The organism is Pseudomonas sp. N-1-13 (assembly GCF_057787095.1).
This window is the reverse complement of sequence record NZ_JBYNRI010000001.1, coordinates 4,317,431-4,330,393: the sequence shown is the minus strand read 5'-3', so window position 1 is coordinate 4,330,393 and position 12,963 is coordinate 4,317,431. Positions and strand designations below refer to the sequence as shown.

Here is a 12,963-nt window from a genome sequence, read left to right as displayed (position 1 = left end):
CGTTCGAAGATAAGCGGGTATATACCCGTGACCGGAGAATAATAATGACATCGATGTGGCGTACCTGTGGTTGGGTTCTGGTGGGCGGCGCGCTGATCCTGGCGTTGTCCCTGGGTGTACGGCATGGCTTCGGGCTGTTTCTGGCGCCGATGAGTGCCGAGTTTGGCTGGGGTCGTGAGGTGTTTGCCTTCGCCATTGCCTTGCAGAACTTGATCTGGGGCTTGGCGCAACCTTTTACCGGGGCGCTGGCCGACCGCTTCGGTGCCGCGAAAGTCGTGCTCATCGGTGGCGTGCTGTATGCCCTCGGTCTGGTCTTCATGGGCATGGCCGACTCGCCATGGTCGCTTTCATTGAGCGCGGGTCTGTTGATTGGTATCGGTCTGTCCGGCACGTCGTTTTCGGTGATCCTCGGCGTGGTCGGGCGTGCTGTGCCGCCGGAAAAACGCAGCATGGGCATGGGGATCGCCAGCGCTGCCGGCTCCTTCGGCCAATTCGCCATGTTGCCGGGCACGCTGGGGCTGATTGGCTGGCTCGGCTGGTCTGCCGCGCTGTTGGCGCTGGGGCTGCTGGTGGCGCTGATCGTGCCGCTGGTGAGCATGCTCAAGGACACCCCTGCGCCGCTGACCGGTCATGAGCAAACCTTGTCCGAAGCGCTGCGCGAGGCCTGCAGCCACTCCGGCTTCTGGCTGCTGGCGGTTGGCTTTTTTGTCTGTGGGTTCCAAGTGGTATTCATTGGCGTGCATTTGCCGGCCTATCTGGTGGACCAGCACCTGGCGGCCAGCGTCGGCACGACGGTGCTGGCCCTGGTCGGCCTGTTCAATATCTTCGGCACCTACACCGCAGGCTGGTTGGGCGGTCGGATGTCCAAGCCGCGCTTGCTGACCGGGTTGTACCTGTTGCGGGCGGTGGTGATTGGCTTGTTCCTGTGGTTGCCGGTGACGACTACCACGGCTTACCTGTTCGGGATGGCGATGGGCTTTTTGTGGCTGTCGACGGTGCCTTTGACCAACGGCACGGTAGCGACGTTGTTTGGTGTACGAAATCTCTCAATGTTGGGTGGGATCGTGTTCCTGTTCCACCAGTTAGGTTCGTTCCTGGGGGGTTGGCTGGGTGGGGTGGTATACGACCGAACCGGCAGTTATGACTTGATCTGGCAGGTGTCGATCCTGCTCAGTCTGCTGGCGGCGGCGTTGAACTGGCCGGTGCGTGAGCGTCCGGTGGCGCGGCTGCAAGTTCAGGCAGGTGCGGCATGAGCCGCGTAGGCCCGTGGTTGATTGCTGCCGGTGCCGGCCTGCTGCTGGTGGTCGCCTGGTGGGGGTGGCATCAGGGCGGGCTGGCGTTGATGCAACTGGGTATGGGCACCTGCTGAGCGGTGGACGGCGCCGGGTAGGGGGGAGTAACGTCGGGGTCTGACGTGCTTTCAAGGAGATTGCGACATGCTGATGCGCAGGTTTGCTGTACCCGCTCTGCTGCTGGCTTTGACCGGGCACGTATGGGCCGCTGACTGCCCACCCATGCTGGAGGGCTCGCTGCCCAAGTTGCGGGCCAAGGAAAACATCGATCTGTGCCAGCGTTTCGCCGGCCAGCCGCTGGTGGTGGTCAATACTGCCAGCTTCTGTGGTTTCGCCCCGCAGTTCAAAGGTCTGGAGGCACTCAACCAGCGCTATAAAGGTGACGGTCTGCAAGTGCTGGGGGTACCGTCCAATGACTTCAAACAGGAATCCAAGGACGGCGAAGAGACGGCCAAGGTCTGCTACGTCAATTATGGCGTGACCTTCACCATGACCGAGCCCCAACCGGTACGCGGCGCGGACGCCATCCCGTTGTTCAGGCATCTGGCCGAACAGTCCGGGGCACCGAAATGGAATTTCTACAAGTATGTCGTGGACCGCCAGGGTAAAGTCGTCGCCAGCTTCTCCAGTCGGACCAAACCCGACGATCCTGAATTCATCCAGGCGGTAGAAGCGGCCATCGCCTCCCGCCCCTGATCGCCAGTCACGAAAAAGCCCCGCCTCTTTGCAGAGTGCGGGGCTTTTTTCGCTTCAGATGGCGAGGGGTTCAGGCTCGCCGTGAATCATCAGAAGCGGTAGGTTGCACCGACACCGAAGCCATTTGCGCTGTTTTCGTATTCAGCGTTGTAGGACTGGCCCAGAGCGTTGCTGTGATTGACGCTGACTTTCTCTTCCTTGAGATAGGAATACGCCACGTCGATGGTCAGGTCTTCGGTCGGGCTCCAACCTGCACCCAGGCTGAAGATGGTCCGGTCGCCGGTAGGGATGCGTGGCGAGCGGTCGATGTTGTTGGTGGGTGACTGGTCGAAGGTCAGGCCGGTACGCAGCACCCACTGTTTGTTCAACTGGTAGGACGTACCGATGGCGTAGGCCCAGGTGTCATGCCAGTTCTGTTCCTCGGTAATGGTGCCAAGGAACGCAGGAGCCAGTGCACCACCGTTTGCAGGCGTGACGCCTTGGTTGTCCACGGTGATTTCTTTCAAGCGGCTCCAGCGAGTCCAGGTGCTGCCGGCATAAAGGGTCCAGGCATCGTTGAGCTTCTGGGTGACCGAAAAGTCCACCGATTCAGGTGTCGTGATGTCCAGCGAAGCGTCATAACGCGCCCCGCTCAGGAACCCGGCAGGAGTGCCGGCACCCGGGCTTACCTTGGTGTGGCCTTCAAGTTTGTACTTGACCTTGGAGTGGTAGGTCAGGCCAACACGAGTGGTGTCGGTCGCCTGGACCAGCACGCCGATATTGTAGCCATAGCCAATGTCGTCGCCCTTGATCTTCACTTCGCCATCGTTCGGTGAAAGCGGCGTGGTCAGGGTCGATTCCAGTGCGCCGGAAATGTGGTTGATGGTCGGGCCGAAACCGATCGACACCTTGTCGTTGAAGGCGTAGCTGACGGTGGGCTGGAAGGCGACGACTTTCACTTCGCTCTTGCTGCCGAAGTTGCGACCCTGGAAGCTGCTTTCGTAATCGGTGATCAGGCCGAACGGTGCGTATACACCCAGGCCGAAAGCCCATTGATCATCGATAGGCTTGACGTAATAGCCCATCGGAACGGCAGTGAACGGCACCATGTCGCCCTTGTTGGTGCCCGATTGGCTACCGCTGGCGTCGTTGATGTCGGTGGACGCGTCGATAGCGGCCATACCGCCCGTAACTTGCTGGCGCTTGAGGCGCGACATGCCGGCCGGGTTGCCAAACACAGTGCTTGCATCATCGGCAGAGGAAGAACGCCCAGCGAAACCGGTGCCCATGCCACTGATGCTTTGTTCGTTCAAGGCAAAGCCACTGGCGAAAATCTGCGTGGATGCCAAGGTAACGGCAAGGCCAAGGGTGGTTTTGAGCATCATTTTTTTCATTGTTAGAACTCCAGGTGATCACCGGGGCGAAAACTACCAACATTTTCGTTTAAGCGCTATAGGCTGTATGGCTTGATTTAGAGCGGTTTTGTAGGACAATCAGACCAAATTCGCGGCTGTTGTAGGAACTTTCCAGATCTGACCTTAGCAGGCGACCTGATTCAGCGGCGAAACACAACTTTGCCAGGCGCAGGTGAAATCCCGCAGGCGCCCTTGAGGGTGAAATGTCTGGCGCCAGATCCGGGCCATGCCTAACAGGTCATCGGCGTCAGGAAGCGCGAGGTTCTGTTCCTCCACCAAAAGCCAGGCAATGGCGGTGGCGTAACGCAGATTGACGGTCAATTCCAGGTGCGGGCCGCTGAGAAAGGCGTGCTGGCTGGCCAGGCCCCGAACCAGGCTGGCTCGTTCCGGATCCAGAGCCAGGTAATGGTCCCAGAGCGCCCGGTGGCGGGGTTCGGGAATGCGGTACAGGCCGTGCCCGCGACGGTCATGCAGGGCTGATCCCAGGGCGGACTGGCTGGCGGCAATCCCCAGCAACAAGGATTCCGCCGTTGCACTGTGGCGCTCCAGGTACAGGAGCGTCGGGCGGATCACATATCGACACAGTTCGCTGGCAGCGATACCCATAAAACCCTCGAAACGTGAAAGGGGCAGAGCCTGAAATGGGTGTGGGCTTGGCAGCAGTGGTTCGGTTCAGGCTCCGCCGGAAGCGGATCATGCCGCTTGACTTGAAGTGTAGTGTCATATTCCCGCTGTAAAGGACTGTTTTTAAAACATCTTCGCCGAACGGTTATAACCGTTATATCCCCCGGTGCTTAAGCCGTTGCGCTTTATCGAGAAATTCTGGGCAATAAAAAACCCCGCTTTTGGGGCGGGGCCTTAGGGTTTCAGCCTTTGCGGCGTATCAGGCAACCAGTGCCTGACGGGTACGCTCGATCACGGCCTGCAGCGGTTCTGCGCTGGAGTACTGATCGGGGTACAGGCGTTCGCTGTGACGGGCGATGCCATGTTCGTTGACCAGCGTGAAGCTGAAGCAGCCTTTGCGAGCGGCCATGATCAGGCAGTTCATTGGGGCAAAAGCGTTGGTTAGGGTGCGGATGGCATCCTGTGTATGGATTTGAGTCGACATGTTATGGGTGTTCCTACAAATGACACGGTTAAGAACCGTGCAACGTTAAAACGTTCCAGTAACGTCGACCACCATTGGTCGAACGAAGAACCCGACTGGAACAAAGCAGCCAGTTTGAGCGCTATATAAAGTGCGCGCTTGGGCTGGCAGGTAGGTACTTAGGAGGGCAGGCAACACATCAAGGGCAAAGGTTCTGGGCCCGGGGTGAAGATCCTGATCAATTTTGCAGGCTGGTTCGGTCAGAGTAACGAGTCTGGCAACATCCTTTGCAATCGATCAAAGGCAGTGTTGACGCAAGAATTACCTGGAAACCATCGAGGGGGTCGGTCTCTTTTTGTCGGTGAAGCTTCTCTTGAAGAAGGCTGACCGTGGAGATGTATTCGACCCGGAATTGACTTTCAGCTTGGTACTAACGCCGCGGATAGTAACGGATCGAGTGGTCGAAGGGAAGGACGATGGGGAAAAAAGATCCTGCCTGGTCGCCGACTGATCGTTTGTTTGCCCATAGGTGATCGGCCATAGCACAGGAACCGATCAATGGTTTTGCGCTTAGCCGACGGACAACGGCCCGCACGTCGTCAGGTTATCCCCAGGTTTTACCGCGCAAATGAGCCAAAACGGCGCAACCCTATAACCGTTTCACGTGTTACTTGTGCACACTCGATGCGGTGGTTGTCACCGTATTGTCATGTGGAAACAATCTGGGGTGGGTGCCTGTATCCAAAATTTAAGTCAATGAAAAACATCGCTTTTTTTTACTGGTGAAAAAATCGTCAGTTTGAGCGCAGGCCCCGTTCCACAGGGCTTACGGCGACTTCAGGGGGGGTTGTCCACTGAGTTATCCACAGCTTCTGTGGATTGTCCCAAGCGCTTGCTCTAGCACGGGCGTGCCGGATTTTTTCGACTTTACCCGTGCGAAAAAAGGAGTAGAGTGGCGCGCCTTCCTGATCTGTCCCACAGTGCTTTATGAAGTTTCGCTCAGTATCAAATCCTGTTACCTCCACACCCGCCGGTGTTACCCCACCCAAACGCATTTCGATGCGCGTGGCCGAATGGCTGCTCGACAGCCCGCGCCTTGGGGAAAACACCAGTGTCAAACACTTGGCCGGCCGTTTACTCAAGCAACCAGCCCGGGAAGGCGTGGTAGCTGCGCAAAGTCGCCTCGGTCAGCTGATGTGCCGTGAGTGCGGGAACGCGCGCGATCGCCGTATTGGCCAGGATCTGCTGCGTCAGGCTGCCAGGGCCGGGGATCATCGTGCGCGCCAGGCGCTGGGTGAAATCGAAGACTGAGCTGGGCATCCCCTGGCCGCTTGGTTAACCTGCGGGCTTTATTTCATCGGCGGGAATTGTCATGGCTATGGATTTGACCAGCCTGTTGTTTGGCCTGGCGGGTGCTGCGGTGCCGTTGCTCGCCCTGGCCTGGCACCTGCAACGCCAGGCCAGCGCCGCGCAAACCGAACTCGCGTTAATGGAGGAGCGTCTGGCCACCGCCCACATGGCCCACGACGGTTTGAACGCCCAGCTCGATGCGTGCCGCGATGAAATCAGCGACCTGGGCCAGGCCAACGCCGCCCGGCAAGCCGAGCTTGCCGCCGCTTGTCGCGAAGTCGAGTTGTTGCAGATCGAACGCGACAATGCCCGAGACGCAGCCCACGCCTGGAACTTGGAGCGTGCCGGAAAAGAAGCGGAATTGCGGCGTCTTGATGCCCAGGCGGCTTCGTTGCATGCCGAACTGCGTGAGCAACAGGAAAGTCATCAGCAACGTCTGGACGACCTGCAAGGTTCGCGAGACGAGTTGCGGGCACAGTTCGCCGAGCTGGCAGGAAAGATCTTCGATGAGCGTGAGCAACGCTTCGCGGAAACCAGTCAGCAGCGGTTGGGGCAGTTGCTCGACCCGCTGAAGGAGCGCATCCAATCCTTTGAAAAACGTGTCGAGGAAAGCTATCAAGCCGAGGCGCGGGAACGCTTCTCCCTGGGCAAGGAGTTGGAACGGCTGCAACAGCTGAACCTGCGCCTGAGCGATGAAGCGACCAATCTGACCCGTGCCCTCAAAGGCCAGAAGACCCAGGGTAACTGGGGTGAGCTGATTCTGGAGCGGGTGCTTGAACACGCCGGCCTGGAGAAGGGCCGCGAGTATCAGACCCAGGTCAGCCTCAAGGGCCCGGACGGCGAACGGTTCCAGCCGGACGTGCTGATTTACCTGCCCGGCGACAAGCAGGTGGTGGTGGATTCCAAGGTCAGTCTTACGGCCTATCAACAATATGTGGCCGCCGAGGACGACAGCATCGGCCAACTCGCTCTCAAGCAGCACGTGGTGTCTTTGCGGGCCCACGTCAAAGGTCTGGCCGGCAAGGATTACAAGCGCCTGGATGGTTTGCACAGCCTGGATTTCGTGTTGTTGTTCGTACCGATCGAGGCCGCGTTTTCTGCCGCGCTGCAAGCCGAACCGAACCTGTTCCAGGAAGCCTTCGACCGCAACATCGTGATCGTCAGCCCGACGACGCTATTGGCGACGTTGCGGGTGATCGACAGCTTGTGGAAACAGGAGCGCCAGAGTCAGAACGCCCGGGAAATCGCCGAGCGGGCAGGGTGGCTGTACGACAAGTTCGTACTGTTCATTCAGGACCTGGACGAAATAGGCAGCCGTTTGCAGCAACTGGACAAAGCCTACAGTGCGGCGCGCAACAAACTCACAGAAGGGCGTGGCAATCTGATCAGCCGCAGCGAACAACTCAAATTGCTCGGCGCCCGGGCCAGCAAAAGCCTGCCAGCCGAACTGCTCGAACGGGCAATGACCGATGTCGATGGGCTGCCCGAACTGCCTGAAGAGACCGAAAAGCCTCAGGCTTGATGTAAAAACCTGGGCTTGATGCCAGGCAGTGTGTGCCTGACAGTGGGAAATCGATTCTCTACAACGGCAAATGCCGACTCAACAACGCCCTCAATGCGGCCGGTTTCACCGGTTTGGCCAAATAGTCCAGACCCGCCGCATGCACCTGCGCCACCGTCTCGGGGCGGCCATCGGCGCTGATCACCACGCCTGGTATCGGTTCACCCATACGGCTGCGTAACCAGGCCATCAGCTCGGTTCCGGTTTCTCCATTGTCCAGGTGAAAATCCACCAGGGCCAGTTGCGGTCGGCCTCCCTCGCTGAGCAAACGCTCGCACTCCTGGCGGTTGCGCGCGGTCCACACCTGGCAGCCCCAGCGAGTGAGCAGGCTGTTCATGCCGATCAGAATGCTGTCTTCGTTATCGACACACAGCACCTGGGCGCCTTTTGGTAAATGACCGTTGAGTTCGGCTGCGGGCTTGGGCAAGGCAGTCTGCGCCTGGGCCAGCGGTACGCTGACGCTGAAGACACTGCCGCGCCCCGGCCAGGAACGCACCCGCAAGGTGTGACCCAGCACGCGGCACAGCCCGTCGGCGATCGCCAGGCCCAGGCCCAGGCCTTTTTCCGCACGGGTCTGATGGCTGTCGAGACGTTTGAACTCTTCGAAAATGACCTGCAGTTTGTCTTCGGCGATGCCCGGGCCGCGATCCCACACCTCCAGGCACAATTCGCCATTGCGACGGCGAACGCCCAGCAGTACCGGGCCTTTGGCATAGCGGAAGGCATTGGTGAGGAAGTTCTGCAACACACGACGTAGCAACTTGATGTCGCTGTCGACCCGTAGTCGTGAGCCCCGCACCCGGAATTTGAGGCCTTGTTCCTGGGCCAGTACCTTGAACTCGGCGCCCAGGGTATCGAACAGTTCGTTGAGGGCAAATGGATTGCGGTCAGGGTTGATCTTGCCGTTTTCCAGGCGGGAAATGTCCAGCAGATCGGTGATCAGGTCTTCGGCCGAGCGCAGCGAACTGTCCAGGTGGTGTACCAGTTGCCGGGCCTCGCTCGGCAAGGCGTCGTGCTGATGGGACAGCGCTGCGGAGAACAGGCGTGCGGCGTTGAGCGGCTGCATCAGGTCATGACTGACTGCTGCCAGAAACCGTGTCTTGGATTGGTAGGCCGACTCGGCGGTGCCTTTGGCTTCGGTCAGGGCCATGTTCAGTTGCGACAGTTCCCGGGTGCGTTCCGCCACCCGTTGTTCCAATCCTTCATTGGCTTCCGTGAGGGCCTGTTCGGCTTCGCGGAAAGCGGTGATGTCGGTAAAACTCATGACAAAACCGCCGCCGGGCATGGGGTTGCCGATCAGCTCGATCACCCGGCCATTGGGAAACAGCCGTTCAGAGGTGTGTGCACGGCCCTGGCGCATCCAGTGCAGGCGTCGAGCGACATGGACCTCTGCTTCGCCCGGGCCACAAAGGCCGCGCTCGGCGTTGTAGCGGATGATGTCGGCGATGGGCCGACCCACACTGATCAAACCGTCCGGATAGTTGAACAGCTCCAGGTATCGGCGGTTCCAGGCCACCAGCCTGAGGGACTGATCGACCACGCTGATGCCTTGGGTGATGTTTTCGATGGCACCTTGCAGCAGTGCACGGTTGAATTGCAGTACTTCCGAGGCTTCATCCGCAATTCGGACCACATCCTCCAACTGCATCTCCCGACCTTCAATCGCGGCTTTTACTACTGCGCGCGTCGACGAAGCCCCCAGCACGCCCGCCAGGAGCCGTTCGGTGTGGGCGATCCATTCGCTGTCGGCATTCTGGTTCGGGTTGAAGCCTTTGCCCTGGCGGTAGGCAAAGCGAATGAAACTCTGGCGCGCCCGTTCTTCGCCAACGAAGCGCGCGGCCAGTTGCAACAGGTCATCTATGTGCACCGCCAGCATCGAGCGGGGGTTGGGGCGGGCGCTGATTTCCTGGCCGATGAAGCGTCCGGCCTGCCAGTGTTCCGACACGCGGGTGCGCGACAGCACGGAGATCCAGGCAAACAGGGTGAAGTTACCGGCCAGGGATAACACGACCCCTTGGGTCAGCGGTGAAATCGGCAGGTTCAAGGGGTTGCCATGCAGCCACGCAAGCCCCGGGAAACTGTTCAGCGACCAGCCCAGGCTGTGGGCCGCGATCGGCAACACCAAGGTGTAGAACCACAGGAAAATCCCCATGGCGAGGCCGGCGAACACCCCGCGACGGTTGGCCTGTTTCCAGTACAGCGCGCCGAGCATGGCAGGCGCCAGTTGGGTCACGGCGGCGAAGGCGATCTGGCCGATGGTCGCCAGGCTCGCCGTCGACCCCAGCAGGCGGTAGCTGACATAGGCCAGCAGCAGGATCGCCACAATGCTCACCCGGCGAACCGACAGCATCCACTGGCGAAACACTTCAAAGGGCCGCTCGGCGTTGTTGCGGCGCAACAGCCAAGGCAGCAGCATGTCGTTGGACACCATGGTGGAGAGCGCGACACTCGCCACGATGACCATGCCGGTGGCCGCCGAGGCGCCGCCAATGAACGCAAGCACTGCCAGCGCCGGGTGGGCCTGGGCCAACGGCAGGCTGATGACGAATGAATCCGGCAGCACCGAGTCGGGCAGCATCATTTGCCCGGCGAGGGCGATGGGCACCACGAACAACGCCGCCAGGGCCAGGTAGGCGGGGAACACCCACTTGGCCAGGCGCAGGTCCTGGGGCTCGATGTTCTCGACCACGGTCACGTGAAACTGCCGCGGCAAGCAGATGATCGCCATCATCGCCACCCCGGTCTGCACCACCATGGACGGCCAGTTGATGGTTTCTTTCCAGTATTGCTCCAGCCGCGGCGCGAGCATCGCCTGGTTGAACAGATCGTCGAATCCGTCGTAGAGCCCGTACGTGACAAAGGCGCCAACGGCAAGGAAGGCGAACAGCTTGACCAGCGATTCAAAGGCAATGGCCAATACCATGCCTCGGTGGTGCTCGGTGGCGTCCAGGTTGCGGGTGCCGAACACGATGGTGAACAGCGCGAGGATCAGTGAAACGATCAGCGCCGTGTCCTGGGCGCGGGTGCCCGTGGTGTCGGCCCCGGCGCCGATGAGCAGGTTCACCCCGAGCACGATGCCCTTGAGCTGCAAGGCAATGTACGGCAACACACCCACCAGGCAAATCAGGGCAATCACAATCGCCAGGGACTGGGATTTGCCATAGCGGGCGGCGATGAAGTCAGCGATGGAGGTGATGTTTTCCTGCTTGCTGATCATCACCATTTTCTGCAAGACCCACGGGGCCAGCACCAGCAACAGGATCGGCCCGAGGTAAATCGGCAGGAATGACCAGAGTTGTTCGGCAGCCTGGCCCACCGCGCCAAAAAATGTCCAGCTGGTGCAATAGACCGCCAGCGACAGGCTGTAGACCCACGCCCGCACCCGAGGGGGCAACGGTGTGCTGCGCCGGTCGCCGTAGAAGGCGATGGCGAACAGGATGGCCATATAGGCCAGGGCAACAACGGCAATCAGCCCGCTGGACAACGACATGGAAGCTCCTGAACGAAAGACCCCGGGGGCAGTGCCCGGCAGAACAGTCTCGCATGCCCGCTCGGGTTCGTCAGTGTCGACCAAGGTCGAGGCGTGTCGAGGTATCGCCGGTTGCGCTCAGCAATGGGGCATGGGGTGTGCTGGTCGGCCTCATCGCGAGCAGGCTCGCTCCCACACTGGATCTTCGGCGAAGATGGATTTTGTATTCACAACTGCTCAAATGTGGGAGCGAGCCTGCTCGCGATGGCGGTATTACTGGGCCAACGCGATATCCACCAACCGATACAACTCCTCAACCGCCAACGGCGCGGTGGCAAAGAGGATGCGAAACACCGTCGGCGCGACCACCACATTGATCAGTCGCTCGACCCCGGGGTTTGGCTCGTCAGGATAGCGATCCAGGATGGTCTGCAACTGGCCGCTGATGATTCCCACGCAATAGCCCGGGGTGGCGCAGGCCTGAATGTCGCGCATCATGTTGCGACCGGGCTCGGAGCTCATTTCGTCCAGGTACTGTTCGGCCCAGGCGCGAAGATCCCCGCGCAGGCTGCCGGTGTCCAGCGGTGCGCAGTCCGGGCGCATGCGGGCAATCGCGACGTCACCCAGCAATGCCGGCAGGTCGCCCCAGCGCCGGTAAATGGTGGACGGGGTTACGCCTGCGCGGGCCGCGATTTGCGGTACGGTCAGGGTGGCGCGGTCCTGCTCCTGGAGCAGGCTGCGAACCGCCGAATGAATCGACTCTTGTACCCGGGCGCTTCTGCCGCCGGGACGTAAACCTTCTTTAATAGCCATGGATCGGACCTTAACACAAAGAATTTGCTTTAAGCGCGCGTCGATAGCACACTCCGCAAAAGCAAAAAATTAGCTTTTGTGGATCGCCTTGTGGAGTGTGCCCATGTCCCGTCCAGCTTCGACCCGTGCCAGTTTGATATTCCTGGCGATCACCCTGCTCGGTTTCCTCGCAGCGTCCAGTGCGCCAACCCCGCTGTATCACCTCTACCAGGAACAAATGCAATTTTCCCCTGGGGTCCTGACGCTGATTTTCGGTGTGTACGCGTTCAGTCTGTTAGCGGCGTTGCTGACCGTGGGTTCGTTGTCGGATTATCTGGGACGCAAACCGGTGATTTTCGTAGCGCTGTTGCTCAACATGCTGGCAATGCTGCTGTTTATCAACGCCGACAGTATCGCCTGGTTGATCGGTGCACGGTTGATTCAGGGCTTCGCGACGGGCATGGCCACCAGTGTGCTGGGCGCTGCCTTGCTGGACTTCGATCGTCGGCAAGGTCCGCTGATCACCAGCGTCGCGCCCTTGCTGGGCATGGCTTGCGGAGCATTTGGCTGCGGCATGTTGGCCGAGTTCGCGCCGTTGCCCCTGCAACTGACGTACTGGATTCTGCTGGGATTGTTCCTGATCCAGGCCATTTACCTCTGGTTTCTGGCCGAGAGCGTCAGCCCGCAGCCCGGTGCCTGGCGATCTTTGCGCCCCACCTTGCATGTGCCGATCCAGGCACGGCGCGCCTTGTGGCTGATACTGCCCTTGAACCTGGTGGCCTGGGCGGTGGGCGGCTTCTACTTATCACTGGCGCCGTCATTGGTGCGGGCCGCAACCGGCACCACCTCCAACCTGATTGGCGGCGCGCTGGTGGCGGTGCTGACGCTCACCGGAGCGTTGAGTATCTACACGCTGCGCAACCAGATGGCCGACAAAATGCTGCGCCTGGCCGCCAGCCTGTTGATGGTCGGTCTGGCGCTGGTATTGATCGCGGTGCACGCTGCTAGCTTGCCGTTGTTCTTCGTCGGCACGCTGGTCACTGGCAGCGGTTTCGGCGCGGGCTTTCTGGGAGCATTGCGCAGCATCATGCCGTTGGCCTTGCCCCATGAACGGGCCGGGTTGATGTCAGCGTTTTATGTCCTCAGCTATCTGGCTTTCAGCCTGCCGTCGCTGCTGGCGGGAAGCCTGACCCGGGTCTTTGGGCTGATCCCGACCACCGATGGCTATGGCGCGGTGTTGATTGTGCTGTCGACCGTCGCCTTGCTCGGGCTGTCGCGTCAGGCGCGGCCAGCGCCTGGTTTGGGTTAACCTTGGCGCCTGT

10 protein-coding genes are annotated in these 12,963 nt (G+C 60.2%); 5 read left to right on the top strand and 5 right to left on the bottom strand.

The genetic code is table 11. The features are described 5' to 3' along the window. Positions 1-44 precede the first annotated feature (44 nt). Positions 45-1,253 (top strand): MFS transporter, encoded by a 1,209-nt coding sequence (locus tag AC3I65_RS19455; protein ID WP_076383765.1) that lies wholly within the window; start codon positions 45-47, stop codon positions 1,251-1,253. A 183-nt stretch (positions 1,254-1,436) separates the two neighbouring features. Beyond that, positions 1,437-1,988 (top strand): glutathione peroxidase, encoded by a 552-nt coding sequence (locus tag AC3I65_RS19450; RefSeq protein ID WP_076383766.1) that lies wholly within the window; start codon positions 1,437-1,439, stop codon positions 1,986-1,988. 89 nt (positions 1,989-2,077) lie between these two features. Here AC3I65_RS19450 and AC3I65_RS19445 read toward each other — a convergent pair whose 3' ends face one another. The 3 genes from AC3I65_RS19445 to AC3I65_RS19435 form a co-directional block, all read right to left on the bottom strand. Continuing rightward, entirely contained in the window at positions 2,078-3,361 is a 1,284-nt protein-coding gene (locus tag AC3I65_RS19445; protein ID WP_305466555.1) for an OmpP1/FadL family transporter, read from the bottom strand. 144 nt (positions 3,362-3,505) lie between these two features. Further along, positions 3,506-3,988: a hypothetical protein gene (locus tag AC3I65_RS19440; RefSeq protein WP_173406659.1), complete on the bottom strand. Its 483-nt coding sequence runs from the start codon at positions 3,986-3,988 to the stop codon at positions 3,506-3,508. Between the two features lie 277 nt (positions 3,989-4,265). After that, on the bottom strand, positions 4,266-4,490 hold the full coding sequence (locus AC3I65_RS19435; RefSeq protein ID WP_007898912.1) for a hypothetical protein: 225 nt from the start codon (positions 4,488-4,490) through the stop codon (positions 4,266-4,268). 966 nt (positions 4,491-5,456) lie between these two features. On the opposite strand from AC3I65_RS19435, the gene AC3I65_RS19430 reads away from it, so the two are divergent. Together AC3I65_RS19430 and AC3I65_RS19425 are read left to right on the top strand one after the other, a co-directional pair. Next, positions 5,457-5,780, top strand: coding sequence for an SEL1-like repeat protein (locus AC3I65_RS19430; protein ID WP_076383767.1), 324 nt, complete (start codon positions 5,457-5,459; stop codon positions 5,778-5,780). Between the two features lie 178 nt (positions 5,781-5,958). Next, entirely contained in the window at positions 5,959-7,341 is a 1,383-nt protein-coding gene (locus tag AC3I65_RS19425; protein ID WP_196304611.1) for a DNA recombination protein RmuC, read from the top strand. Between the two features lie 58 nt (positions 7,342-7,399). On the opposite strand, the gene AC3I65_RS19420 is transcribed toward AC3I65_RS19425, so the two are convergent. Together AC3I65_RS19420 and AC3I65_RS19415 are read right to left on the bottom strand one after the other, a co-directional pair. Next, positions 7,400-10,870 carry a hybrid sensor histidine kinase/response regulator gene (locus AC3I65_RS19420; RefSeq protein ID WP_488524085.1) on the bottom strand — a complete coding sequence of 1,157 codons (3,471 nt, stop codon included), beginning with the start codon at positions 10,868-10,870 and terminating at the stop codon, positions 7,400-7,402. Positions 10,871-11,122: 252 nt separating this feature from the next. Then, positions 11,123-11,662, bottom strand: coding sequence for a TetR/AcrR family transcriptional regulator (locus tag AC3I65_RS19415; RefSeq protein WP_076383769.1), 540 nt, complete (start codon positions 11,660-11,662; stop codon positions 11,123-11,125). 103 nt (positions 11,663-11,765) lie between these two features. Between AC3I65_RS19415 and AC3I65_RS19410 the strand changes: the two genes are divergently transcribed. Further along, the gene (locus AC3I65_RS19410; protein ID WP_107321745.1) at positions 11,766-12,950 is read left to right on the top strand and encodes an MFS transporter; all 1,185 of its coding nucleotides are present in this window, start codon (positions 11,766-11,768) and stop codon (positions 12,948-12,950) included. Positions 12,951-12,963: the final 13 nt, after the last annotated feature.

What these genes read in the sequence shown, in the direction of transcription:
- AC3I65_RS19455 (WP_076383765.1), top strand. Translation starts at nt 45, where the DNA reads ATGACATCGATGTGGCGTACCTGTGGTTGGGTTCTGGTGGGCGGCGCG.
- AC3I65_RS19420 (WP_488524085.1), bottom strand. Translation starts at nt 10,870, where the DNA reads ATGTCGTTGTCCAGCGGGCTGATTGCCGTTGTTGCCCTGGCCTATATG.
- AC3I65_RS19415 (WP_076383769.1), bottom strand. Translation starts at nt 11,662, where the DNA reads ATGGCTATTAAAGAAGGTTTACGTCCCGGCGGCAGAAGCGCCCGGGTA.
- AC3I65_RS19430 (WP_076383767.1), top strand. Translation starts at nt 5,457, where the DNA reads ATGAAGTTTCGCTCAGTATCAAATCCTGTTACCTCCACACCCGCCGGT.
- AC3I65_RS19435 (WP_007898912.1), bottom strand. Translation starts at nt 4,490, where the DNA reads ATGTCGACTCAAATCCATACACAGGATGCCATCCGCACCCTAACCAAC.
- AC3I65_RS19445 (WP_305466555.1), bottom strand. Translation starts at nt 3,361, where the DNA reads ATGAAAAAAATGATGCTCAAAACCACCCTTGGCCTTGCCGTTACCTTG.
- AC3I65_RS19410 (WP_107321745.1), top strand. Translation starts at nt 11,766, where the DNA reads ATGTCCCGTCCAGCTTCGACCCGTGCCAGTTTGATATTCCTGGCGATC.
- AC3I65_RS19440 (WP_173406659.1), bottom strand. Translation starts at nt 3,988, where the DNA reads ATGGGTATCGCTGCCAGCGAACTGTGTCGATATGTGATCCGCCCGACG.
- AC3I65_RS19425 (WP_196304611.1), top strand. Translation starts at nt 5,959, where the DNA reads ATGGAGGAGCGTCTGGCCACCGCCCACATGGCCCACGACGGTTTGAAC.
- AC3I65_RS19450 (WP_076383766.1), top strand. Translation starts at nt 1,437, where the DNA reads ATGCTGATGCGCAGGTTTGCTGTACCCGCTCTGCTGCTGGCTTTGACC.